Raw genomic sequence first — 24,252 nt, 5'->3', positions numbered from 1 at the left:
TATCGCATGGGGACCGTCTACGCGCTGCTGGTCGGCATCAACGCCTACCCGCCCGGCCGCTTCGAGTCGCTCAAGGGCTGCCGTAACGACATCGCGGCGGTCCGCACCCTGCTGACCGGCCGGCTCGGCGGGCGGCTCGCCGTCCGGGAGCTGCTGGACGCCGACGCCACCCCGGAGTCGGTCGAGGACGGCATCCGCGGCCACCTGGGCCGGGCGGGCGCCGACGACACGGCGCTGTTCTGGTACGCGGGCCACGGCAGCGACTTCGAGGTCACCGACCCCGCGTACCTCCGCATCGAGGCCACCGGCCGGATGCAGGCGCTGGTCTGCGCCGACGGGCGGCCGCTCGTCGACAAGCGGCTCGGCGCGCTGCTGAACCAGGTGGCCGCCGGCGGCGCCCACACCGCCGCCGTGCTCGACTCCTGCTTCTCCGGCGGCGCCACCCGCGGCGGCCCGCACCTCACGGCCAGGTTCACGCCGCCGGACCCGGGATGGCAGCGGTTCGCCGGGCGCGCGGCGCTGCTGCCGGACGGGCCTGGCCGGCATGTGCTGCTCGCCGGCAGCAGGCTCGACCAGCCCTCGTGCGAGGGCTCCTTCGACGGGCGCTACCACGGGCTGTTCACCCGCGCGCTGGTCGACCGGCTCACCGCGTACGGCCCGAGCGTGACCTACCGGGAGCTGCACGCGGCCCTCAACGCCCAGGTGCAGAAGTGGAACGCGAGGCAGCACCCGGTCCTCTCACCGGTGGACCCCGGCGGCCTAGCCGACCAGCCGTTCCTCGGCGGCCTCGGCACCCGGACGCCGAGCCCGCACCTGCTGCGGGACGGCCGGGACGGCTGGGAGGTCGACTGCGGCAGCGGGCACGGGCTCGTAGCGGAGGAGGCGGGGACCGAGTTCACGGTGACCGGGCCGGCGGCGCGGGGGCAGGTGGTGCGGGCGAAGGCGGTGGAGCCGGAACGGACCCTGGTCGCGCCCGCGGACTGGCGGCCCGAGCCCGGTGAGGTGTACCCGGTCGCGCTGTCCGCGCTGGAGCTGCCGCCGGCTTCCGTCACGCTGGCGGCGCCGGGGCAGCCCGCGATCGAGCGGGCGCTGGCCGGGGCGCTGGGGGAGGCAGGCCCGGGCGGCGGGCCGTCACCGCTGCTCCGGCTCGTGGAAGGAGCCGAGCACGCCGGCGACCTCTGGTTCCGGGTGGAGGTGCACCAGGGCGCGGCCCACGTGCTGCGCCGCGACGGCTCCGCCTTCGTCGCCCCGCTGCCGCTCGCGGACCCCGACGCAGTCCACCGCGTCGCGGCCTGCCTTGTCCATCTCGCCCGCTGGCATCAGTTGCGGGACCTCGACGCGCCCGCCTTCTCGCCGCTGCGCGGGCGGGTGCGCGTCGAGGTCGCGGCCGGGAAGGACGGCCCTCCGCTGGTGCCGGACGGCAGCGGCGAGATCGTGCGCCGGTACGAGTACGGGCCGCGGGGGCCGGTGGCGCCCAGGGTCTCCATCCGGCTTCGGCACGAGGGGGCCGCGCCCGGCCGTCGGCTGTGGTGCGTGCTGCTCGATCTGACCGATGAATACGGCTGCCATACGGGCCTGTTCACCGGCGACTTCGTCGGCGCCGGGCACGTAGGCCATGCGCTGGACGGGGCCGAGGTGCAGCTGTCGCTGCCCGAGCGCCGTCCGCCGGTGCCGGGGGCCGCCACGGTGGACTGGCTCAAGGTCATCGTGGCCGAGGGCGAGCTCAACACCGTCCCGTTCCACCTCGACCCGTGGGATCCGGCGGCCGCGCTCAGCCGGGCGGCGGCCGGGGAACGCCCCGACGGGGTGCTGCGCCTCGAACCGCCGGCGCACGGCAGCCGGGTCGCGGGGCCGGTCCCGGCCGGCGGGCCGGGGCAGTGGGCGACGCACACCGTCCAGGTGCGCACCGTGGTGCCCGGGTAGCCGGATGGCCGAGCTCCGCGATCTCGAGGACCTGCTGCGCCGCATCCAGGCGGAGTTCGGCACCCGGGCGGCCGTAACCGAGGAATACGCGCGTCAGTGGACCGAGCTGATCGCGGAGCACGCCGGCACCGCGGATGCCGTCGCCGCCTTCGACGGGCATTACGCGCACTGGCGGGGCATGGCCGCGGCGGGCACCGAACGGGCGCTGTACGCCGGCTATCTGCTGCAGCTCGTACCCCTCATGCGGCTGCACGGGCCGTGCTGCACACCCACGCAGCAGGGGGAGCTGGTGCAGGCCGCGCTCGCGCATCAGGACCCGGTGTGGCAGGCCCGGATACGCGGGGTGGACGGCCTGGCGGGGCTGACGGACCGGGCGTCGGGGCAGCAGGAGATGACCCGTAATGACGACGCCATGGAGAATCTCGGCACCGCCGCCGCCGAGCTGTCCGAGCGAGGCGATCCGGCCGCTACGGGCATCGCCCTGATCCGCGCCGCGGCCCGCGCCGAGCAGGCGCAGCAGCACGGCGGCCTGGCGGAACTCGAGCGGGCGACGGACGAGTTGGCCGAGGTGTGCGGGAGCGGTGCGCTGCGGCCCGACGAGGAGCTGTACTACCGCTGCTACGTCGCCACCCTGCGGGCCGAGGGCGCGTACCGCAGAAAGGACGAGGACGCGCTGGCCCGGCACATCCGCGAGCAGCAGACGGCGCTGGCCAGGCTGCCCCGGCACTATCCGGAGCGGTCCAGCGCCGAGGCCTGCCTGGCCAACGACCGCGACAAGCTGCGGATGCTGGTAGCCCAGCGTACGGGGCGGATGCCCGACGCCCGGCAGGGGAGGCCACGCGCCACCGTCGCCCGCCCGGCGCCGGGCTCCGGCCCCAACGCCCTGATCGCGGCGGCCCATATGGTCACCGGGCAGGCCATCTTCGACCGCGACGTGGCGGGTCTCGACGAGGCGATCGGCATGCTGGCCGAGGCGCTGCCGCAGTGCCCCGACGACAGCGACCAATGGATCAGGTGCGCCAGCGCGCTTGCCGCCGCGCACCTGCTGCGGGCCGAGATCGTCCGGCAGCAGCACGCCGGGCCGCTCCTCACGGTCGGCCGGGCAGGACGGGACGTGCTCACCCACCTCGACCAGGGCATCGACCTCCTGCGCCGGGTGGTACGGGCGGCCGGCGGCCCCGCCCACCCGCACTGGGCCATGATCGGCACCGGCCTGGCGGACGCGCTGCGCATCCGGGCGCAGGCGTTTCCGCCGGTACGGGCGGCCGCCGCGCGCCGGATGCGGGCCGAGGCCCGGGAGTTCGGCCTCGCCGCGCTGCCGGGGTACGCCTGGGCCGCGCTGCTGCAGTCCGGCACCGAGCACGCGACGCAGGCGGCGAACCGGGCGATGGGCCGCTGCCTCGACGTGGCTCGTTGGTGCATTGCCGACGGTGAACTGGGCGATGCGGTCGAGGCGTTGGAGAGCGGTCGCGGGCTGGTGCTGCATGCGGCGCGGGTGGCGGCGACTGTCCCGGACATGCTGCGGGAGCTGGGCCAGGAGGGGCTGGCGGAGGAGTGGCGGCGGGCGGGGGCGCCGGCGCCTGAGGGTGAGCTCGCCGACCCGCGCGCGGCGATGGGTACTGGGGCCGGCACGGGCACGGGCACCGGCCCCGACGTGCCGCTGCGCCGCCGGGTGCTCGATGTGCTCGCGGCCTCGCCGTACCGCGACCGGCTGCTCAGCGCCCCGTCCACCGGGGAGGTGGCGGGCGCGCTGCGGGCGATCGGCGCGGACGCCTTCGTGTTTCTGGTGCCGGGAGGCGAGCGGCCGGAGCGGGACGCGTTCGCGCCGGGCGCGGCGGTGATCGTGACGGCGGACGGCGGGGTACGGGCCGTGGAGCTGCCCCGGCTGCGGCTGGACGCGCCGGAGCTGGCGGCGTATCTGGAGGTGGGGAGCCCCAGCCCGGTGCCCCGTGCCGCACGGGTGGCAGGCCCGGTCGACGGCGATCCGGTCCACGGCGGCCCGCAGGGCCGGCCGCACCCGGAGGCGGGAGCGGCGCTGGACCGGCTGTGCGGGTGGGCCTGGCGGGCGGCGCTCGGGACGGTGGCCGAGGAACTGACCCGCTCCGGGGGCTCCGCCGAACCTGCCGTCGTCCTCGTGCCGGTCGGGGAGCTCGGCGTGGTGCCGTGGCACGCGGCCTGGCGGGACGCGGAGACGGGCCCCGTGGGACGCCGGTACGCGGAGACGGGCCCTGCCGGGCGCCGATACGCCCTCCAGGACCTGCAGATCTCCTATATGCCCTCCGCCCGCATGCTCTGCGAGGTCGCGGCCAGGTCCGCACCCGGCGGCGCGACGGGAGTGGCCACGCCCGCCGTCGTCGTCGGCAACCCGACCGGCGACCTCCGGCACGCGGGCGAAGAGGCGCAGGCCATTCACCGCGTCTTCTACCCGGCCGGGGTCCACCTGGACGCCCGCGACGCCACCGCCCCGGCGGTGCTCGCGCGGCTGCGCGGCGGCCGGGCCGGGACCGTGCATCTGGCCTGTCACGGGGTGGTCCGCCCCGGCGGTCGGCACAGCGCGTATCTGGAACTGGCCGGCGGGAGCCGACTGGTGGCGGAGGAGCTGACCGAGGCGGCCGGGCCGGGCGGCGGGCTCGATCTGGTCTGCCTGGCCGCCTGTTGGAGCAATGTCTCGGGCCGTGGCTACGACGAGGCCTACAGCCTGGCCACGGCGTTCCTCGCCGCCGGTGCCCGCACGGTGCTCGGCTCGCTGTGGCCGGTGCCGGACGAGGCCACGTCGCTGCTGATGTACATGGCCCACCACTACCTCCGCAGGCAGTCCGCCGCGCCGGCCGCGGCCCTGCGCCGGGCCCAGCTGTGGATGCTCGACCCGCACCGCAGACCCCCGCCGGACATGCCGGCGCACCTCGCGAACCGGGTGCGGCTCATCCGCGCGCAGGACCTGGCCGGCTGGGCGGGATTCACCCACCAGGGCTGGTGACGCACTTCACCGGGGCGCGGGGGCAACCATTCCGGCGTAACCAAACCTTGACCGCCCATCCCGGTATTTGCCGGACACCGCCCCTTGCCCGGCGCCCGTAACCGCGCCGAGGATTCAGGAAAAGGCGCAGGTGGAGCGCCGATTCGGCGGGACGGGCAAGGACAGAGGGGCGGGCGTCGGCGTGGCGACCTACGCGGTGGTGTGCAGGGAGCGGGTCGAGGCGGTGACGGCGGCCGTCGCCGACGGACCGGTCGGCGGTTACGTACTCGAGGGCCCCGGCGGCGTGAGCGTCCTCTTCGACGCCCCGGCAGCCCGCGGAGGCGGCCCGGTCGCAGAACGCGCCCTGCTCCACCCGGCGATGGCGCTCGCGCGCCGCCTGGGCGACCCGGTGGCACTGCTGCTCTCCGCGGACCTGCGAGCGCGGCTGTGCGCGGTACCGGCGCGAGGCGGCCCACCGCTGGCGCTGTCGTGGGCGGCGGAGCCGCCACTCACGCCCGACCCGGAGGCACGCCACGCACGGCTGGCCGAGTGGGAATCCAGAGCAGGCCGCATCGCCACCCTGCTGTCCCGCCCGGACGCAGCCGCAGAGCTGGCCACCATCCGCAACGAGTCCGGCCCAGGCCTCGAACAACCCACCGGCGACGCGCTCCTCACCCGCGCCTGCGACGCCCTCATCCTCCCCGGCAACGCCATCGGCTGCTCCCCCCTGCTACACGACCCATCTGAACTGGACACCGCAATACGGGTCAACGCCACCGGCCCCACCCCCCGCAACCCAGGCCTCCTGAACAGACTGCGCAGCCGCGATCGCCAGGCGGGCTGAGCACCGGGCCCACGACGCCGGTTACGTCAAGAACGCAGCAAAACCCGACCAGCCCATGTGCCCCGCCCCCACCCCGCCGCTAACGTCGCAGGAACGGGCCAAGTGGCGTGAGGGGGCGGCGGGGAGATGATCCCGGACGACGCCGTGATCGGTCGCACGGGCGTGCTGACGCTCGGGACGCGCGGAGCCGCGGGTGCCGGGGAGGTGTCCGTGCGGGTCCGCGGTGGCTCCGAGCACTTTCTCGCCTGGTCGGACGAGCGCAGGCCGAGGCCGACCGGATGCGGATGCAGGCGGAGGCGGCGTCGCTGCACGACCGGGTGGCGCTGGACCGGATGCTGATCGAACAGCTGCCGCAGATCGTCAAGGAGGCCAGCGGCGGACTGTCCGGGGCGAACGTCAACGTCCTCAACGGCGCCGACGGCCTCGGCGAGATCGCGGCAGGGCTGGTCGGCCAGGGCATGACCATCCTCGACACGGTCAAGCGCGGCCTCGGCACCCCGGAGGAGCGGGCCGCGCACAACGGCGGGTCCCACCGCGCGCCTTCACCTCAGACGCCGCGGCAGGACGGCCCCGCCGAACTCAGCTGAAGTCGGCCGCGTGGTCGGCGACCCACTCCCGGTATGTCCGCGCCCGCCCGGTGATCTCCGCGACCGCGGGCGAGGCGGTCTCGGGCTCGTCGACCATCTGCCCGTGCGCCTGCACGATGGCGAGGGCGTAGAACGACGGGATCCCCTGCGCCTCGAGCTCGGCGGCCGCCGCCTCCTCACCGAGCTCCTCGAATACCACGTCCTTGCCGAGGACTTCGCCGATCGCCCGCACCTGCTCCTCCTGCGTCAGCGCCTCGGGCCCGGTCAGGTGCGGGGTGGCGCCCAGCAGTTCGTCGGTGGTCAGCGCCCGTACGGCCACCGCCGCGATGTCCGCCTCGTGAATCAGCGACCGGGTCGCCTTGGCGTGCGCGGCGCGTACGGCGCCGTGCTGCCGGACCTGGTCGGCCCAGCCGAGCGTGTTGGCCGCGAAGCCGCCGGCGCGCAGCATCGTCCACTCCAGGTCCGTGGCCCGGATCGCCCGCTCGATCGCGGTGTGGAACCCGATGATCCCTTCCTCCGCCTCGACGGTGTCGTCGTCCGGGACGCCGAAGGCCGACAGGTAGACGATGCGGCGGGCGTGCTTCTCGGCGGCCGCGATCACCGCGGGCGCGGCGTCGGCGGTCGTCAGCGGCCAGACGAGAAAGACGGCGTCCACGCCCCGCACCGCCGCCTCGACGGAGGCAGCGTCGGTGAGATCCCCGCGCACCACCTCCACCCCTGCGGGCAGCGCGGCCGTCTCGGGGTTACGGACCAGAGCCCGCACGCTCACGCCCGCGTCCAGCAGTTGCACGACGGCCTGGCGGCCGACCTTTCCCGTTGCGCCGGTCACCAGAATCATTGCGGGGCTCCTCGGTAAGTTGCTGCCTTGTTGTGTTCACACGGTGCAACCTGAACCAAGCTTGAGGTCAAGCCATGACCGAAAAGGAACCCAGCACGCTAGCCGGACCGCCCGCCCCGGCGACGCCATTGCACCCAGCCAACCGCCGCCCCCGTCACCGCCAGCGGCCACAGTAGGTACACCCCGCTGGCCGCCAACAACGCCGCCACCGCCACCAGTGCCGCCCACGCCGCCGCCCGCCCCTTGCTCCGCCGCGGCAGCAACCGCAGCGCCGCGGCCACCCCGATCGCGTACACCATCACGAACGAACCCGTCGTCAGCAGCACCAGCGGCTTCGTCCCCGCCCCGGTCACCGTCACCGCCGCCAGCGATACGAAGCTCAGCGCCGAGATCAACGCCAGGCTGCGGCGCGGGACTTCACCCGCCTCGCTGCCGCGCGCCAGCCGCACCGGAAGCGCACCGTCGCGGGCCAGCGCCGCGCCGAGCTTCGCGGCACCCGCGAAGTAGGCGTTCATCGTGCCGAGCGTCAGCAGCAGCGCCGCCCCCGCCGCCAGCAGCCGCGCCGGGCCGCCGAGCCCATGGGCCATCAAGTCACCGAGCGGCGCCCGGGACTCGGCCGCCGCCGGACCCAGCACGGCGACGACGGCGAAGGCGACCGAGAGATAAAGCACCCCGACCAGCGCCACCGCCGCCCCCGTGGCCCGCGACAGATCCCGCGCCGGACGGCGGAATTCGCCCGCCAGATGCGTGATCGCCTCCCACCCCGCAAAGCTCCACACCAGCAGCGCGGCGGCCGGCGCGATCGACCCCCAGCCATGCGGGGCGAAGGGGGTGAGGTTCGCCGTATCGGCCTCGGGAAGGGACAGCGCGACCGACAGCACGAGCAGCGCCACCAGCAAGGTCGCCAGGCCCAGTTGAAGACGCCCGGTCAGCCGCACACCGGCCGCATTGGTGCCGGTCACAGCAGCGATAAGAGCGACCGCGGTAAGCGTCGTCGTGGTCGTACCTCCCCCGACCACCGACTCGACATAGTCCCCGGCAAAGAGCGCGGCAGCCGGCGCACCCGCCGGGATCGCGAAGTAGAAGCACCAGCCCACCACCGTCGCCGACCGCTCGCCGAAGGCCAGCCGCGCATACGTCGACACGCCCCCGGCATCCGGATGCCGCGCCCCGAGTGCCGCGAAGGTGGCGGCCAGCGGCACGGAAGCCAGCACCAGCACCGCCCATGCCAGCAGCGACGCCGGCCCCGCGGTATCGGCGGCGAGCGCAGGCAGCGTGATCACGCCGGTGCCGAGCACGGCGCCGATGTACATCGCGGTGCCCTGGGCAGCAGTGAGCTGCCCCGCAGGGGCTGGAGCGGCCTGGACAGTGTTGGTGGCGGTCATGCGATCAAGCCTCCGCGCCCACCCCCACCCAAGCCATAGGCGGAAATGCCTACGTGCGCTAAATTCCAGCCATGAGCAGTCCGCACGTCGTCGCGGTCGCCGTCACCGACGCCACCGCCACCTTCGAACTCGCCGTCCCCTGCGAGGTCTTCGGCCTCGACCGCAGCGACCTCGCCGACCCCTGGTACGAGCTGCGCCTCTGCGCCGCGCAACCAGGACAGCTCACCACCGCCGCGGGCCTCGTCGTCCCGACCCCGTACGGCCTGGCGGACCTGGCCGACGCCGACACCCTCGTGGTCGCGGCCGCCGCCCGCCCCGTACAACTCGACCCGCCCCCCGGCCTGGTCGCCGCGGTGCGCAAGGCGTACGAGGCAGGCAAGCGGATCGTCTCGCTCTGCTCGGGCGCGTACATCCTGGCCGCCGCCGGCATCCTCGACGGCCGCCGCGCGACCACCCACTGGATGAACGCGGGCGACTTCGCCCACCGCTTCCCGGCGGTCCGCTTCGAGCCGGACGCGCTCTACACGGAGGACGGCCCGATCCTCACCTCGGCCGGCACAGGCGCGGTGATCGACATGTGCCTGCACCTGGTCCGCCGCGACCACGGCTCCGCGGTCGCCAACGAGGTCGCCCGCCGCATGGTGGTCCCCCCGCACCGCGAGGGCGGCCAGACCCAGTACGCGAAACCGCTGCCGCGCCCGGTGGCCCGTACGAACGACGACGACGGCCTCGCCCCCGTCCTCGCCTGGGCCCGCGACCGCCTGCACGAGCCGCTCACGGTGGCGGACCTGGCCCGCCGCGCCCATCTCGCCGAGCGCACCTTCGCCCGCCGCTTTCGCACCACCCTCGGCACCACGCCACTGCAGTGGCTGCTCCAGGAGCGGGTCCGCCTGGCCCAGGAACTCCTGGAGACCACGGCGGACCCGGTGGAGACGATCGCCCGCCGCACCGGCTTCGGCAGCGCCGCGAACCTGCGGCACCACTTCGGCCGGCAGACGGGCGTCTCCCCGCAGACGTACCGGCACGTCTTCCGGGACCGGGCGGCGGCGGCCACCGCGAAGGCCTAGCGGCCTAGCGGCCTAGCTCATGCTCCGCTCGGCATAGACCTTCAGCGCGTCCCGGACCAGCCCGGACGTTCCGGCCGCGTACTTGTCGTAGTTCTCGCCGTAACGCGGGTCGCCCACGAACAGGTCACCGATGCAGCTGACGTACTCACGGGTGACCTCGACCATCCCGCCCGACTGCATCCACGCCACCTGCCGGGCCGCGATGGCCTGCGCCACCTCGCCGTCGGCGGCTTCGCCGGCGGTACGGGCGGCGCCCCAGTCGCGGGCGATGTCGTCGTGCTGCTTCCGGAAGGCCTTCTTGTCCTCCTCGGTCAGCGACTTCCACCACCGGTCACCCTTCTCCCAGGCGTCCCGGCCCCAGCGCTCGGTGACCTCCTCCTCGTACTGGGCGTGGTTGAAGCCCTCGAAAACTTCCTCGGCCATCAGCTGCTCTCCTTCCTCGATCTTCCGCAGCGTCGTCTTCACCGACTCGATCTGGCGCCCGAGGCGCCGGCGCTCCTGCTGCAGGAGCTCGAGGTGGTTGCGGAGCGCCTGGGCCTCGTCCTGCTCGCCGGCGAGTACGTCGCCGATGGCGGGCAGGCCGAGGCCCAGCTCGCGCAGCAGCAGGATCTGCTGCAGCCGGACCAGGCTCCGCTCGTCGTAATAGCGGTAGCCGTTCGCCGCCACCCGGCTGGGCACGAGCAGCCCCAGGTCGCCGTAGTGGCGCAGGGTGCGGCTCGTGGTCCCGGCCGAGCGGGCGATCTCCTGGATGGACCACTCCATCGCGAGCTCCGTTCCCGTATCTCTCGCGGTCGGTGATGCCACCGTAGAAGTTGACGTTACGTAAAGGTCAAACAGGAGAAGTCAGTCAGCGCGGATACACCTGGAAGCCGACCGCGTACGGTTCCCCGAGCCGCCGGCCGGTCGCCTCCATGAACTGACCCAGGAAGCCGCGCGCGTACTCCGCCGGCGACTCCTTCACCCCGAGCCCCTCGATATATGCCTTGTGCTCGGCCAGCGAGGCCACCGCCGCGTCCACATCCGCCTCCTCGACCGCCGTCGCGTGAGTGGCGTACGGCGACCCCGCCACCGCCACCCAGCGCACTCCGCCCCACGGCTCGAGACCGCCCGCGCCCAACTGCTCCGGGAAGATCCACCGGTTGCCCGCGTCACCCGCCGCGTCCAGCACGGAGCGGCCGACGGCACGGTGGTCGGGCGTGTTCCACCAGCCGTCATCGCCCCACGTGTCGTGGTGATTGAGCGTGACCAGCAGCTCGGGCCGGTGCCGCCGGATCGCCGCGGCGATGTCGCGGCGCAGCGGCAGCCCCTCCTCGATCACGCCGTCGCGATGGTCGAGGAACTCCAGCGCGCTGACCCCCACCACCGCCGCACTCGCCCGCTGCTCCTCCTCGCGCAGCCGCGCGCAGGTCTCCGGATCCAGCCCGTCGATCCCCGCCTCCCCGCGGCTGACGAGTAGATACGTGACCTCCTTGCCGGCCTTCGTCCAGTGCGATACCGCGGCGGCGGCCCCGTACTCGAGATCATCGGGGTGCGCGACGATCGCAAGCACCCGCTCGAAGTCCTCGGGCATCGGCTTGAGCTGGTCATCCGTGCCATTCATAGCGGCTCCCTCCCTGGACCGTCGCCTCGTCGTACGGCCCGCGCCCACGCTACCGACCCGGTCAGCCGCCCCCCGCGCGCGGCGCTCTGACCCCCGGCATACGGTGATCTTCGGGGCCGAGTGAAGAGGAGGGGCAAGGCATGCCGACAGAAGCGCACGCGGATGTGGACGCGGAGCTGCACGAGCTCCTCGCCGACGGCGATGTGGCGCATCTGCAGCACTGGCTCGCCGAGCACCCGCCGCACGTCATCGCCGACGAACTGGCCCGCGCCGACGAGGTGCACTCCGTCCTCCTCTTCCGGCTGCTGCAGAAGGACGAGGCGGTCGAGGTCTTCGAGGAGCTCGACCCCGGCGACCAGCAGAAGATCCTCAACGGCCTGCGCGAGCCCGCCTTCCACGACATCGTCGAGGAGATGGACCCCGACGACCGGGCCCGGCTGCTCGGCGAGGCCCCGGCGCACTTCACCCAGCGGGTCCTCTCGGGCCTCAGCCCGCACGAGCGCCGCCTCACCGCCGAGCTGCTCGGCTACGACCAGGACGCCGTCGGCCGCTGGATGTCCCCCGAGACGGTGCTGCTCAAGGAGCACACCACCGTCGCCGAGGCGCTCGCCCGGGTGCGCGCGGTCGGCGCCGATGCCGAGACCGTCTACACCCTCCCCGTCGTCGACGCCCAGCGCGGCCTCACCGGCGTCGTCGCGCTGCGCGACCTGGTGCTCGCCGACCCGGCGCAGCAGCTCACCGACCTGGTCGACACCGAGTGCGTACGGGTCAAGGCCACCGACTCCGCCGAATCGGCCGCCCGCCTGATGCAGGAGGCGAACCTCCTCGACCTGCCGGTGGTGGACAGCGAGGAGCGGGTCGTCGGATTGCTCACCATCGACGACGCGCTGGAGGTCATCGAGGCGGCGGACACGGAGGACTTCGCCCGCCAGTCGGCCGCCCAGCCGCTCGAAGGGCACTACCTCGCGGCCGGCGTCTTCAAGATCGCCCGGTCCCGTATCGTCTGGCTCTTCCTGCTCATCGTCGCGGCCACCCTCACCGCCAAGGTGCTGCAGGCCTTCGAGGGCGAGCTGGAGGAGGTCACCCAGCTGGCCGTCTTCATCCCGCTGCTGGTCGGCACCGGCGGCAATGTCGGCGCCCAGGCCGCCACCGGCGCGGTGCGCGCGCTCGCGGTCGGCGAGCTGCGGCCCAGCGACGTCTTCAAGATCGCCTGGCGCGAGTGCCGGGTCGGCTTCCTGCTCGGCGTCGGCCTCGGCGCGGTCGGCTTCGTGCTCGCCACGATCATGACCAACAAGGACATCGCGCTGACCGTGTCCTTCTCGCTGGTAGCCATCTGCGCCTGGGCGGCGGTGGTCGGCGCCAGCATGCCGCTGCTCGCCAAGCGGCTCGGCATCGACCCGGCGGTGATCTCGGCCCCGCTGGTGACGACGCTGGTCGACGCGACGGGCCTGATCATCTACTTCCTGATCGCGCGGACCGTCCTCGGCCTCGGCTGACGCTGCCCTGCCTCACGGAAAGTGAATCCCTGCCCCAAGGTTGCAGGCGTGCACCCAGAGTTGCCAAGCTGTCGCGCACTGTCAAGCTTTGGGAGGGCATGTGCCTTTCGGTGAGCAGCCCGCCTACCTCAGGGTGGCGGGCGACCTGCGTAAAAAGATCGTCGGCGGTGAGCTCGCGCCGCACTCCCGGCTGCCCTCCCAGGCCCGCATCCGCCAGGAGTACGGCGTCTCCGACACCGTCGCGCTGGAGGCGCGCAAGGTGCTGATGGCCGAGGGCCTCGTCGAGGGCCGCTCCGGGTCCGGCACGTATGTCCGCGAGCACCCCGCCCCGCGCAAGATCGCCCGCAGCGGCTATCGCACCATCGCCGGCTCCAACCCGTTCCGCCAGGAGCAGTCCGACGAACGCGCCAAGGGCAGCTGGGAGTCGCGCAGCGAGCAGGAGGAGGCGAGCCCGGAGATCGCCTCCCGGCTGCAGCTCACTGTGGGGGAGCGGGTGATGCGCACGTCGTACGTCTTCCGCTCGGCCGGCGAGGTCGCGATGCTCTCCACCTCCTGGGAGCCGCTCGCGCTGACCGGCCGGACGCCGGTGATGCTCCCCGAGGAGGGCCCGCTGGCCGGCCGCGGCGTCGTCGAACGGATGGCCGCCATCGACGTGATCGTCGACAACCTTGTCGAGGAGGTCGGCGCACGTCCCGGCCTCGCCGAGGAGAACCTCGCCCTCGGCGGCGTCCCCGGCCGGACGGTGCTGGTCGTGGCGCGCACCTTCTACGCGTCGGGGCGCGCGGTGGAGACCGCGGACGTGATCATTCCGGCCGACCGGAACCGGGTCATGTATCACCTTCCGGTCAAATAGCCCCCCCGCCGCCGCACTCCCCGTAATCGAACAGAATGACGATTTCGTCACCCCGTGCTGTAAACCCGTATCCAATGCGTGAAGGCCAGGCGTAAGCTCCGGCATATGCGACGGAACGGAGGCGGCGGCGGGGCGGTGCTGGGTGATGGATGAGAACGGGGTCGTCCTGCCCTGGGTCGTGATCCGCCAGGACGACAACGGCAACCGCTACCGTGTCGGCCGCTATGCCACCCGCGCGGAGGCGGAGAAGGTGGCGTCCCGCTTCGACGACAAGGGCCACCAGCAGCTCTATCTGGTGGAGCGGGTCAACCGGTCCGATTCCGACGGTCAAGGGTGATATTTTCTCCATAAACCTGGGTATGTGTGTAGTAATCCCCACAAATCGGACAACAAGCTCCGAGTCGAGCCAGTGGGTCGCATCCCGGGATGTGGTCAGGCGTGAGCAATGCTGCAGAGGCTACGGGCCCCCTTATCGGCCCTCCTGCCATCGTGCCGCCTGACGGACCCGCCGAGTGGACCTTCCCCGCCGACCCCGGCGCCGTACGCACCGCCCGCGCGGTGGTCCGCGAGACGCTCCGCGCCTGGGGCCTCGAATACGTCGTCGACGTCACCGTCCTCCTGGTCAGCGAGCTCGTCACCAACTCCCTGCGCTACGCCAGCGGCCCCATCGGCGTCCGCCTCGAGAACCTCGAACTCGACGACGCCCTCCTCGTCGAAGTCTCCGACCCGCTCCCCGACCCACCCCGGGTACGCTGCGCCGGCCCCGAGGACGAGGGCGGCCGCGGCCTGCAACTGGTCGCGGACGCGGCCACCAACTGGGGTACCCGGAAGGGCCGAACCGGCAAGACTGTGTGGTTCGAACTTCCCCTTGCTCCCTGAGTCGTCCGGTTCGTCCGGGACACATGGTGTGAGTGCGGTAACGGTGAGGTTCGACTAGCCGCTGACCGGTTAGAAGTGTCAAGGAGTACACGCAGGTCCGATCGGGAACTGGGACGGGGCCCGATCGCGACCTGAAGTGTGTGTTCCGGTTGAGTAAGGGGGCGGTCGCGTGACGGACCCGTTGTGGCAGTCCAGTCCGCCGGGGTCGATCTATGACCACATCAAGGTGGCGTCGTTCTCCCTCGGCTCCGACGGACGCATCGACAGCTGGAGCGACCGGGCGACCGACCTGCTGGGCATCCCGGCGGAGGAGGCCCTCGGCCGCGACCCGGTCGTCGCCTTCGTCCCCGCTGAGCAGCGCGAACGCGTCGGCCGCGGGGTCGCGGCCATCCTGAACGACGACGGCGGCCTCGACGGCCGCGAGTGGACCGGGCTGATTCCGTATCGCCGTCCCGGCGGCACCGGCGCCGACGGCATCGCCGAGCTCTACGTCATGCCCACCCGCCGCGTCGGCGGCGAGCGCGGCGCGCTCTGCGTCGCCGTCGACGTCTACGCGCTGCGCCGTATCGAGACCGACCTCGCCGCCTCCCAGGCGGTCTTCGGCGAGTCCCCGATGGGCTTCCTGCTCTTCGGTACGGACGGCCGGCTGCTGCGGGTCAACGAGCGCTTCGCCACCGCCTTCGGCGGCGCCCCGGACACCCACCGCGGCCGCACCCCGCAGGACTACCTGCCGCGGCAGGAGGCCGAGCGGATGAGCGCGGCGCTCAAGCAGGTGCTGGACACCGGCGAGCCGGTCACCGACATGCAGATACTCGGCCCGTCCCCGGAGGAGCCGCAGCGGCTCCGCTGGTCGGTGTCGATGTACCGGGTGCACAACGGCGCGGGCCGCCCCATCGGCGTCGCCGCCATCGCCACCGACGTCACCAGCCGCCGGCGCGCGGAGCACGAGGCGGCGTCCGCCCGGCGCAACCTCGCGCTGCTGAACGAGGCCGGCGCCCGCATCGGCAACTCGCTCGACCTGCAGACCACCGCCCGCGAGCTGCTCGACGTGACCGTGCCGCAGTTCTGCGACATGGCCTGCGTCGACCTGTACGAGGGGATGCTCGACGGCGACGAGGGGCGCCCCGGGCTCGCCGACGGCAGCGCCGAGCTGCGCCGGGTCGCCTTCGCCAGCGCCGTCTCCGACTCCCCGGTGACGCCGGTCGGCGCCACCCACCACTTCCCCTTCCACTCCCCGTACGCGGCCGCGCTGCGCACCGGACAGGTGCAGGTGGTCAGCGGCGACGACGAATCGGGAGTCGTGCAGACGACTCTCGCCGTCCCGCTCGTCGCCGGCGACACCGTCGTCGGCCTCGTCCAGTTCGCCCGCGCCAAGGGCAGCGAGGACTTCGGCGAGCGCGACACCGCTCTGGCCGTCCAGCTCGCCGCTCGCGCCGCCGTCTGCATCGACAACGCCCGCCTCTACCGGCGCGAACACTCCCGCGCGCTCATACTCCAGCGCAGCCTGCTCCCGCCCGGCGACCCGGTCGCCGCGGGCCTCGACATCGCCTGCCGCTATCTGCCGGGGAACACCGCGACCGAGGTCGGCGGCGACTGGTTCGACGTCATCGAGCTGCCGGGCCACCGCACCGCCCTGGTCGTCGGCGACGTCATGGGACGCGGGCTGCGCGCCGCGGTCGCGATGGGCGAGCTGCGCACGGCCGTACGCACCCTCGCGCTGCTCGACCTGGAGCCGGCCGAGGTGCTCGCGGCGCTCGACGAGATCGCCCGCGGCCTCGGCGAGTCCTCCGAGGTGTATCTCGCCACCTGTGTCTACGCCGTCTACGACTCCGTCACCCGCCGCTGCACCATCGCCAACGCAGGGCACCTGCCGCCCGTCGTCGTGGAGCCGGGCCAGCCGGCCATGCTGCTAGAGGTCCCCACCGGGCTGCCGCTCGGCGTCGGCGGCGAGCCGTTCGAGGAGACCGAGACCGAGCTGGAGGACGGGGCGCTGCTCTCGCTCTACACCGACGGGCTGATCGAGTCCCGCGAGCACCCGCTCGCCGAGGGCCTCGACGCCCTCCGCAAAGCCCTGGACGAGGCGGGCCAGCGCCTCGAGGAGGCCTGCGACCACGTCCTGGACGCGCTCCCGACCCGGCACGGCGAGGACGACATCGCCCTGCTGATGGCCCGCGTCGAGGGACTCCCGCCCGGCTCCGTAGGCGACTGGAAGCTCCCCGCCGAGCCGCGCTCCGTCGCCCGCGCCCGCGAGCACGCCCGCGCGCAGCTGCTCGACTGGGGCCTCGACGACCTGGTCGACACCACCGAGCTGCTGGTCAGCGAGCTGGTCACCAACGCGCTCCGGCACGGCGAAGGCGAGATCCGCCTCCGCCTCCTCCTCGACCGCACCCTGGTCTGCGAGGTCTGGGACGCCGCCCTGGTCCAGCCCCGCCGCCGCCGCGCCCGCGACACGGACGAGGGCGGCCGCGGCCTGCAACTGGTCAGCCTGCTCAGCCTCAACTGGGGCAGCAGGCGCACCCACCGCGGCAAGACCGTCTGGTACGAACTCGCTCTCCCGGGCGACCAGCCGGCGGCGGAGGACCCGGTGGAGGCGCTGCTCAGCGCGTTCTGAGGATCACGCAGCCTGCTGCCCGCCGCCGATGGCGGTCACCGTGCTGCCGCCGTTGCCCTTGAGCTGGGCCAGCCGCGCGTCGATCTCCGCCTTCGTGCCGAGGTCGTCGAGCTGCTCGAACTGGGCGTCCAGGGACGAGTTCGCCAGCTCCTCCTTGCCCATCGCGCGGGCCTCCTCGCGGCGGATCTTCTCCTCGAAGCGCCCCAGCTCCGCCGTCGGGTCGGTGACGTCCATCGACCGGACCGCGTCCAGCATCTGGTTCTGCGCCTGCGCCGTACGGGAGCGGGCCACCAGCTGGTCGCGCTTGGAGTTCAGCTCGGAGAGCTTGCCCTTCATCGCCTCCAGGTTGGTACGCAGCTTGTCGACCACCTCCGTCTGGCTGGTGATCATCGGCGCCGCGGTCCGCATCTCGTTCTCGTGCTGCAGCTGCCGCTGCAGCGCGACCCGGGCGAGCTGGTCGAACTTGTCGGCGTCCAGCGTGTTCCCGGCGGCCCGCAGCTCGTCGGCCTTGGCCGACGCCGCCAGCGCCTTGTTGCCCCACTCGGTGGCGGCTTCCTGGTCCTCGGTGCGGTCCTGCTCCATCAGCCGCAGATTGCCGATCGTCACCGACACCGCCTCCTCCGCCTCGCGGATGTTGCCGGTGTAGTCGCGGATCAGCTGGTCGATCATGACCTGCGGGTCCTCCGCCTGGTCGATGAGCGCGTTGATGTTGGCCCGGGCGAGCTGGGTGACGCGGCCGAGGATGGTCTGCTTTCCGGTCATGACGCCGTTCTCCTTGTGAGCTGGTCGATCAGATACGTACTAGAAGCGGCCGCCGCCGCCCATGCCGCCCATCCGCCCGTAGCCGGATCCGTAGCCGCCGTAGACATCGCGCTCGGCGAGCTCGCGCGCCTGCTGCGCCAGGCTGTCCGCCTGCTGGGCGTGCTGCAGGGCGCTGGTCGCGTCCGCGGACGCGAAGCTCTCGGCCTGCTGCAGATGCCGCTGCGCCTCGTGCAGCCGGGTGCGGGCCGAGCTGCCGATGCCGCCGCGGTGGGTGGTGATGAAGTCGCGGGCCGCCGCCACCTCGCTGCGCGCCGCGAGCAGCGCCTGGTCGAGCAGGCCGCGGGCCTTGCGCTCGGCCGCCGCCTGCTCCCGGGCGCCGGACAGCGCCTCCTCCAGCGCCGCGTCCGCCTCCTCGATCCGGCGCAGGGTGTCCAGGGGGTCGTACGGGCCCGCCGCCACCGACTGCTGCACCTCGGCGAGCACCGTCTCGGCGCGGGCGATGCGGCCCTGCAGATCGGCGGTGGACACGTCGTGGTTGGTGCCGGAGACCATGCCGCGGGCGTCGGCGAGGTCCGCCTGCATGTCCCGGAGCGACTCCTCGACCTTCGCGGCCGCGGCCTGCAGCTCGTTCGCCCGCCGCAGCACCGCGTCGGTGAGGGTGTCGCACTGCTCGATCGCGCCCTCGGCGGCGCGCACGTGCACGGCCGTGATGTTGCGGTCGCCTCCGGTCAGCGCAGTACGGGCCTGGGTGAGGTTCTTCGCCGCGAACTGGAAGCGGTCCTTGGCCTCCCGCGGGTTGTTCGCCACCGCCGCGAACGCGGACGACGCGTACGCCTGCCCCAGCCCGGTGAGCTGCACCTCGGCGTCGTTGATCCGCTGCGGCAGCCGCTCCGCCGCCGCCTCGGCGTTGGCCAGCACCTCGGGGGCGTTGGTGACCATGGCGCGCAGCTGGTCGAAGGCGGCCGACTCGGCGTCGAGCCGCCGGTTGGCGTCGGTGCAGCGGGCGATGATCTCGTCGAGCATCTTCCGCTTGGTGGCGTCGTCCTCGGGATACGCGTCGTCGAGCTGCTGCCGCAGCCGGAAGGCCGCGGTGAGCTCGCCCTTGGCGTATCCGATGGCGTCGTTGAACGGCTTGGACGCCTCCTCGCCGAACTGGGCGGAGGCGAAGCCCAGCTCCTCCGACGAGGTGCGGATCGCGTCGTCGGTCTCCACCAGCAGCGTCCTGGCCTGCGAGTCCAGCGCGGGCAACGGCGTCAGCTGCGGCCCGCTCCGGCCCCAGCCACCGCCCTCCTGCCGCCGCTTGCGCCGCTTGGGCGAGAACAGATACCCGGCCGCCACCGCGGCCCCGCCCACCGCCAGCACCGGCACCAGCGCGTCGGAGGCGGTGAACTGCTCGGCACCGGTCCCGCCGCCCGGATTAGCCGGGCCCGGGGTGATCTCGGGCTTCGGGATGGGCTTGCCGTCCAGCACGGCCGCGATGCCGTCCGCCCCGCCGATGGCCGCGCCCGCCCAGTCGTTCTGGCGCAGCGCCGGCTCGATGGCCTCGGCGTTGACCTGCTGGATCTGGTCCTCGGTGAGGCCGGAGTCGGTGGCGGCGGAGGTGGCGTACTGACGGTCGCGGGTGGCGACGGCGAGGAGGATGTCGTTCTGCCCGAGCCCGTTCTTCTCGGCGGTGGCATCGGCCCAGGACTGCCCGCCGCGGCCGGCGAAGTTGCGCACATACGCGACGTAGAGCTGGATGTTGTTCGACTTGTCGAGATCCTCGAGCGCCGTGGCCACCTCACCGCGGCGGCTGCCGAGGGCGCCGACCTCGTCGGTGATCTGCCCGTCCTTGTCGAGGGTGACGGGGTCTACGAGGGGCGCTGACGCGCCCTGGAGCAGCAGGGTCCCGAGCGCGCCCAGTACGGCACACCCATAGCGAAGCCGCCGTATTCGCATCCGCGCCAGGCCCTTCTCGCTGCGCCGGGCCGCCGCCCGACCCGGTCCTTTCCGCACCATAAGTCCGTAATGATGCGGTCGCGACCGGGCCGGGTATCGCGTGACTACTGCGCTAGCAGGAGCGCGGCTTCTGCCAGGCGCACTCGAGGTCGGCCGGGGGTGCCGCCTTCCGGGTGAGCGAGGGTTCCTTGATGGTCTCCGCGCCCTCGCGGTACGAGGCGAGCACCACCGCGATCTTGTCCTCGATGTCCTTCACGGACGAGGCGAGGTAGTTGTTCAGCACCACGCTGAAGATCAACTTCTTGCCGTCGGCGGCCGTGACGTACCCGGAGAGCGCGGACGCCCCGGTGAGCGACCCGGTCTTCGCGTGCACGTTCCCCGCCGCCGGGGTGCCGCACATCCGGGAGCGCAGCGTCCCGCCGACCATCCGGTCGCTGTTGCAGGCGACCGGCAGCGCGTCGTACCACTCCTTGAACCAGGGCTCCTGCTGTGCGTGATGCAGCAGCTTCGCGAACTGCCCGCTCGGGACGTTGTTCTTGCGCGAGAGCCCCGACCCGTCGGCCTGCCGCAGCGTGCCGGTGTCGACGCCCGCGTCGCCCTTCAGCCACCCGCCGATGGCCTTGAGGCCCGCACCCCAGCTGCCGGACTTCTCCGCCTCGTACCCCATCGTCTTGGCGAGGACCTCGGCGTGCCCGTTGTTGGACAGCTTCATGAACGGGGTGAGCACGCGGGCCAGCGACATCGAGCCGTGGGTGGCGAGCTTGTCGGCACCGTCCGGTACGGCCTCGCCGAGCCGCGTGCCGCCGGCGACCTTGATCCCGTGCGCGGCCAGCTTGTCGCGGAAGACCGAGGCGGCGTAGCCGGTCGGCTCCCAGACCGCGATCCACTGCTTATCGGTGTCGGCCTTCTGCGGGATGTTCCCGCTGACCACGATCGTGTTGGTGCCGTGGTTGCGCTCGACGCCCAGCGTGCTCGGCTCGTCCTTGCCGACGGTCTTCGCGCGGTTGACGACCTTCACGTAGCGATTGGCCGGCGTCATCTTGACGGCCGCCGCGTCCCCGGCCTGCTTGCCCGGGCTGGTCTCGATCACCACGTTGCCGTTGTCGTAGTCCGTATCGGCATTGAGGGTGAGCGCGGAGATCTGCGGCTCGTAATACGCCGACTCGTCATCCGCCGCCCACGAATCCCCGAGCCGGACGGCGTCGAAGCGGGTGTCATCGGCGACCAGCCGCCCGCTCACCCTGGTGATCCCCTCGGCGGCGACCTTCTGCGCGAGCGCGTCGAGGTCCTCGGCGAGCAGCGTCGGGTCGCCGGTGCCGCGCAGGTAGAGGTCCCCTTCGAGGGTGCCGCCGCTGCGCTTTCCCGTCGCCAGGACGTCCGTATCCCAGGTGTAGTCGGGGCCGAGGACGGCCATGGCGGCCGCGGACGTCGGCAGCTTGGTGTTGGACGCGGGCATCAGGCGCACGTCGGGCGCCCGCTCGTAAAGCGTCTCGCCACTGGCCGCGTCCGCGACGGTGACGGAGGCCAGACCGCCGTTGAGGCGGCTGTCGGCGAGGATGTTGTCGAGCGCCTGGGTCAGGGCGTCGTCGTCGGGCGCGGAGGTCGCGGGGGCGCTGTAGCTGAGGCCGGTGGCCAGCAGTGCCGCCAGCAGCGGCCAAAGTGACAGATGCGTACGGCGGTTAAAGGGTCTGCGCATGCGCAGGAGCATTGCGGAGGGGCCCCTGTGTCACAAGGGCCCCTTCGGGTGTGTCATTGGTGCGACCGCTGACGTCAGGTGTCCTGGCCGCGCCTCATGATCTTGTTGCCCAGCCAGACCAGCGGGTCATACTTCCGGTCCACCGCCCGTTCCTTGAGCGGGATCAGCGCGTTGTCGGTGATCTTGATGCCCTCCGGGCAGACCTCCGAGCAGCACTTCGTGATGTTGCAGTAGCCGAGCCCGTGCTCCTCCTGCGCCGTCGCCTTACGGTCGAGGCCCTGCTCGGCCGCGTCGTCCAGCGGGTGCATGTCCAGCTCCGCCACCCGCATCAGGAACCGCGGCCCGGCGAACGCCTCCTTGTTGTCCTCGTGGTCGCGGACCACATGGCAGGTGTCCTGGCACAGGAAGCACTCGATGCACTTACGGAACTCCTGCGACCTGTTGACGTCCTCCTGCATCATCCGGTACTCGCCGGGACCGAGGTCCTGCGGCGGTACGAAGGACGGGACCTCGCGGGCCTTCTGGTAGTTGAAGCCCACGTTGGTGACGAGGTCGCGGACGATCGGGAAGGCCCGCAGCGGCGTGACGGTGATGGTCTCCTCGCGGGTGAAGACCGACATCCGCGTCATGCACAGCAGCCGCGGCCGCCCGTTGATCTCCGCGGAGCACGAACCGCACTTGCCCGCCTTGCAGTTCCACCGCACCGCCAGGTCCGGGGCCTGCGTGGCCTGCAGCCGGTGGATGATGTCGAGGACGACCTCGCCCTCGTTCACCTCGACCTCGAAGTCCTCCAGGGCACCGCCCTCGGTGTCCCCACGCCATACCTTGAACTTGGCGATGTATCCCGTAGCAGCGGTGGTCACTCTGCCGTCAGCTCCTCGTCGGTCAGGTACTTCACCAGTTCGTCCTTCTCGAACAGGTCGAGCAGATCGGGCCGGATCGGCGGCATCTCCCGCTTCTCCAGGCGGATCTGGCCGCGCTCCGGGTCGGTGGCGGCGAGGCCGCCGCTCGGGTCGGAGAGCCGGCACACGAGATTCGACTTGCGCCAGTCGCGGTCCATCCCGGGGAAGTCGTCCCGGGTGTGCCCGCCGCGCGACTCGGTGCGCTCCCGCGCCGCGCGCGCGACGCACTCGCTCACCAGCAGCATGTTCCGCAGGTCGATCGCCAGGTGCCAGCCGGGGTTGAACTGCCGGTGTCCCTCGACCCCGGCCCGCCGGGCCCGCCCGCGCAGCTCGCCGAGCCGCTGCAGCGCCTCGTTCATCTCCGGCTCCCGCCGGATGATGCCGACGAGGTCGTTCATCGCCTGCTGCAGCTCCTGGTGGATCGTGTACGGGTTCTCCGGCGGCCGCGCGCCGTCCTCGTCGCTCGGCTCGGCGCTGAACGGCCGCAGCGCCTCCGCGGAGGCCGTCGCGATCTCGTCCTCGTTCACCACGGGCCGGGAATCGCCCAGCTCGGCCGCGTACTTCGCCGCGTGCAGCCCGGCGCGCCGGCCGAAGACCAGCAGGTCGGAGAGCGAGTTGCCGCCCAGCCGGTTCGAGCCGTGCATGCCGCCCGCGACCTCACCGGCCGCGAACAGACCCGGCACCCCGACCGCGGCCGCGGTGTCCGGCTCGACGTCGACGCCGCCCATGACGTAATGGCAGGTCGGCCCGACCTCCATCGCCTCGGCCGTGATGTCGACGTCCGCCAGCTCCTTGAACTGGTGGTGCATCGACGGCAGCCGCCGCTTGATCTCCTCGGCCGGCATCCGTGTCGACACGTCGAGGAAGACGCCGCCGTGCGGCGAGCCGCGGCCCGCCTTGACCTCGGAGTTGATCGCCCGCGCGACCTCGTCGCGCGGCAGCAGCTCGGGCGGCCGCCGGTTGTTGTCCGGGTCCTTGTACCAGCGGTCGCCCTCCTCCTCCGTCTGCGCGTACTTCTCCTTGAAGACGTCGGGGATGTAGTCGAACATGAACCGCTTGCCCTCGGAGTTACGGAGCACGCCCCCGTCACCCCGCACCGACTCGGTGACGAGAATCCCCTTCACCGACGGCGGCCAGACCATCCCGGTGGGATGGAACTGCACGAACTCCATGTTGATCAGCGACGCCCCGGCGAGCAGCGCCAGCGCGTGCCCGTCGCCCGTGTACTCCCACGAATTCGACGTCACCTTGAAGGACTTGCCGATCCCGCCGGTCGCGAGCACCACGGACGGCGCCTCGATGACGCAGAAGCGCCCGGACTCCCGCTCGTAGCAGAAGACTCCGGAAACCTTTCCGCTGTCGTCCTTGAGGACCCGTGTGACCGTGACCTCCTGGAAGACTTTGAGCTTCGCCTCGTAGTCCCCGGTCTCCTTGAAGTCCTCCTGCTGCAGCGACACGATCTTCTGCTGCAGCGTGCGGATGAGTTCCAGGCCGGTCCGGTCGCCGACGTGCGCAAGCCGCGGGTACTCATGCCCGCCGAAGTTGCGCTGCGAGATCTTGCCGTCCTTCGTACGGTCGAAGAGCGCGCCCCAGGTCTCCAGCTCCCAGACCCGGTCCGGGGCCTCCTTGGCGTGCAGTTCGGCCATCCGCCAGTGGTTGAGGAACTTGCCGCCGCGCATGGTGTCGCGGAAGTGCACCTGCCAGTTGTCGCCCGAGTTGACGTTGCCCATGGATGCCGCGATGCCGCCCTCGGCCATGACCGTGTGGGCCTTGCCGAACAGCGACTTGCAGATCACGGCCGTACGCAGGCCCTGCTCGCGGGCCTCGATGGCGGCGCGCAGCCCGGCGCCGCCGGCCCCGACCACCACGACGTCCCACTGCTGCCTTTCGACGTGCGTCATGTTGCGTGCATCCC

Annotated in this window: 19 protein-coding genes and 1 pseudogene; 11 read left to right on the top strand and 9 right to left on the bottom strand. The window is 72.5% G+C overall.

Going from position 1 to position 24,252, the window contains the following annotated elements:
• Positions 1–6 precede the first annotated feature (6 nt).
• The 5 genes and pseudogenes from G5C51_RS06110 to G5C51_RS06090 form a co-directional block, all read left to right on the top strand.
• Positions 7–1,923: a caspase family protein gene (locus G5C51_RS06110; protein ID WP_165232934.1), complete on the top strand. Its 1,917-nt coding sequence runs from the start codon at positions 7–9 to the stop codon at positions 1,921–1,923.
• A gap of 4 nt (positions 1,924–1,927) precedes the next feature.
• Positions 1,928–4,900 (top strand): CHAT domain-containing protein, encoded by a 2,973-nt coding sequence (locus G5C51_RS06105; RefSeq protein ID WP_165232931.1) that lies wholly within the window; start codon positions 1,928–1,930, stop codon positions 4,898–4,900.
• A 130-nt stretch (positions 4,901–5,030) separates the two neighbouring features.
• A complete protein-coding gene (locus G5C51_RS06100) occupies positions 5,031–5,723 on the top strand; it encodes a hypothetical protein (protein WP_165232928.1) in 693 nt (230 codons plus the stop codon).
• Positions 5,724–5,849: 126 nt separating this feature from the next.
• Positions 5,850–6,062: a hypothetical protein gene (locus G5C51_RS44235; protein WP_165232985.1), complete on the top strand. Its 213-nt coding sequence runs from the start codon at positions 5,850–5,852 to the stop codon at positions 6,060–6,062.
• A pseudogene (locus G5C51_RS06090) lies at positions 5,981–6,310 on the top strand (flotillin); the annotation flags it as partial. The gene G5C51_RS44235 and the pseudogene G5C51_RS06090, both read left to right, overlap by 82 nt.
• Here the strand turns inward: G5C51_RS06090 and G5C51_RS06085 are convergent.
• Both G5C51_RS06085 and G5C51_RS06080 read right to left on the bottom strand, forming a co-directional pair.
• Entirely contained in the window at positions 6,303–7,148 is an 846-nt protein-coding gene (locus G5C51_RS06085; protein WP_165232925.1) for an SDR family oxidoreductase, read from the bottom strand. The pseudogene G5C51_RS06090 and the gene G5C51_RS06085 sit on opposite strands and share 8 nt — an antisense overlap.
• A 98-nt stretch (positions 7,149–7,246) precedes the next feature.
• Entirely contained in the window at positions 7,247–8,533 is a 1,287-nt protein-coding gene (locus tag G5C51_RS06080) for an APC family permease (RefSeq protein ID WP_165232922.1), read from the bottom strand.
• 71 nt (positions 8,534–8,604) lie between these two features.
• Here G5C51_RS06080 and G5C51_RS06075 point away from each other — a divergent pair, with 71 nt between their 5' ends.
• A complete protein-coding gene (locus tag G5C51_RS06075) occupies positions 8,605–9,600 on the top strand; it encodes a GlxA family transcriptional regulator (protein ID WP_165232919.1) in 996 nt (331 codons plus the stop codon).
• A gap of 12 nt (positions 9,601–9,612) precedes the next feature.
• Here G5C51_RS06075 and G5C51_RS06070 read toward each other — a convergent pair whose 3' ends face one another.
• Together G5C51_RS06070 and G5C51_RS06065 are read right to left on the bottom strand one after the other, a co-directional pair.
• The gene (locus tag G5C51_RS06070) at positions 9,613–10,362 is read right to left on the bottom strand and encodes a MerR family transcriptional regulator (RefSeq protein WP_165232917.1); all 750 of its coding nucleotides are present in this window, start codon (positions 10,360–10,362) and stop codon (positions 9,613–9,615) included.
• A gap of 85 nt (positions 10,363–10,447) precedes the next feature.
• Positions 10,448–11,200 (bottom strand): PIG-L deacetylase family protein, encoded by a 753-nt coding sequence (locus tag G5C51_RS06065; protein WP_165232914.1) that lies wholly within the window; start codon positions 11,198–11,200, stop codon positions 10,448–10,450.
• 140 nt (positions 11,201–11,340) lie between these two features.
• On the opposite strand from G5C51_RS06065, the gene mgtE reads away from it, so the two are divergent.
• The 5 genes from mgtE to G5C51_RS06040 all read left to right on the top strand — a co-directional run bounded on the left by mgtE (position 11,341) and on the right by G5C51_RS06040 (position 17,039).
• A complete protein-coding gene (gene mgtE / locus G5C51_RS06060; protein WP_165232911.1) occupies positions 11,341–12,696 on the top strand; it encodes a magnesium transporter in 1,356 nt (451 codons plus the stop codon).
• A gap of 100 nt (positions 12,697–12,796) precedes the next feature.
• Positions 12,797–13,549, top strand: a complete 753-nt coding sequence (locus tag G5C51_RS06055) for a GntR family transcriptional regulator (RefSeq protein ID WP_165232908.1) — start codon at positions 12,797–12,799, stop codon at positions 13,547–13,549.
• A gap of 145 nt (positions 13,550–13,694) precedes the next feature.
• The gene (locus G5C51_RS06050; protein ID WP_165232905.1) at positions 13,695–13,886 is read left to right on the top strand and encodes an SPOR domain-containing protein; all 192 of its coding nucleotides are present in this window, start codon (positions 13,695–13,697) and stop codon (positions 13,884–13,886) included.
• Between the two features lie 89 nt (positions 13,887–13,975).
• A complete protein-coding gene (locus tag G5C51_RS06045) occupies positions 13,976–14,428 on the top strand; it encodes an ATP-binding protein (RefSeq protein WP_165232902.1) in 453 nt (150 codons plus the stop codon).
• 169 nt (positions 14,429–14,597) lie between these two features.
• On the top strand, positions 14,598–17,039 hold the full coding sequence (locus G5C51_RS06040; protein ID WP_165232899.1) for a SpoIIE family protein phosphatase: 2,442 nt from the start codon (positions 14,598–14,600) through the stop codon (positions 17,037–17,039).
• A 3-nt stretch (positions 17,040–17,042) separates the two neighbouring features.
• On the opposite strand, the gene G5C51_RS06035 is transcribed toward G5C51_RS06040, so the two are convergent.
• From G5C51_RS06035 to G5C51_RS06015, 5 genes are all read right to left on the bottom strand, one after another.
• A complete protein-coding gene (locus G5C51_RS06035; protein WP_165232896.1) occupies positions 17,043–17,801 on the bottom strand; it encodes a PspA/IM30 family protein in 759 nt (252 codons plus the stop codon).
• Positions 17,802–17,840: 39 nt separating this feature from the next.
• Entirely contained in the window at positions 17,841–19,796 is a 1,956-nt protein-coding gene (locus G5C51_RS06030; protein ID WP_165232893.1) for a TPM domain-containing protein, read from the bottom strand.
• Positions 19,797–19,851: 55 nt separating this feature from the next.
• On the bottom strand, positions 19,852–21,435 hold the full coding sequence (gene dacB / locus G5C51_RS06025) for a D-alanyl-D-alanine carboxypeptidase/D-alanyl-D-alanine endopeptidase (protein WP_206313496.1): 1,584 nt from the start codon (positions 21,433–21,435) through the stop codon (positions 19,852–19,854).
• A gap of 74 nt (positions 21,436–21,509) precedes the next feature.
• Entirely contained in the window at positions 21,510–22,298 is a 789-nt protein-coding gene (locus tag G5C51_RS06020; RefSeq protein WP_165232890.1) for a succinate dehydrogenase/fumarate reductase iron-sulfur subunit, read from the bottom strand.
• The gene (locus G5C51_RS06015) at positions 22,295–24,238 is read right to left on the bottom strand and encodes a fumarate reductase/succinate dehydrogenase flavoprotein subunit (RefSeq protein WP_165232887.1); all 1,944 of its coding nucleotides are present in this window, start codon (positions 24,236–24,238) and stop codon (positions 22,295–22,297) included. The genes G5C51_RS06020 and G5C51_RS06015 overlap by 4 nt, the downstream gene beginning before the upstream one ends.
• Positions 24,239–24,252: the final 14 nt, after the last annotated feature.

This window comes from Streptomyces coryli (assembly GCF_011044975.1).
In the GTDB taxonomy this organism is placed as follows: Bacteria; Actinomycetota; Actinomycetes; order Streptomycetales; family Streptomycetaceae; genus Streptomyces; species Streptomyces coryli.
Note: the sequence above shows the minus strand (reverse complement) of the source record. Positions and strands in the feature narration are given on the sequence as shown.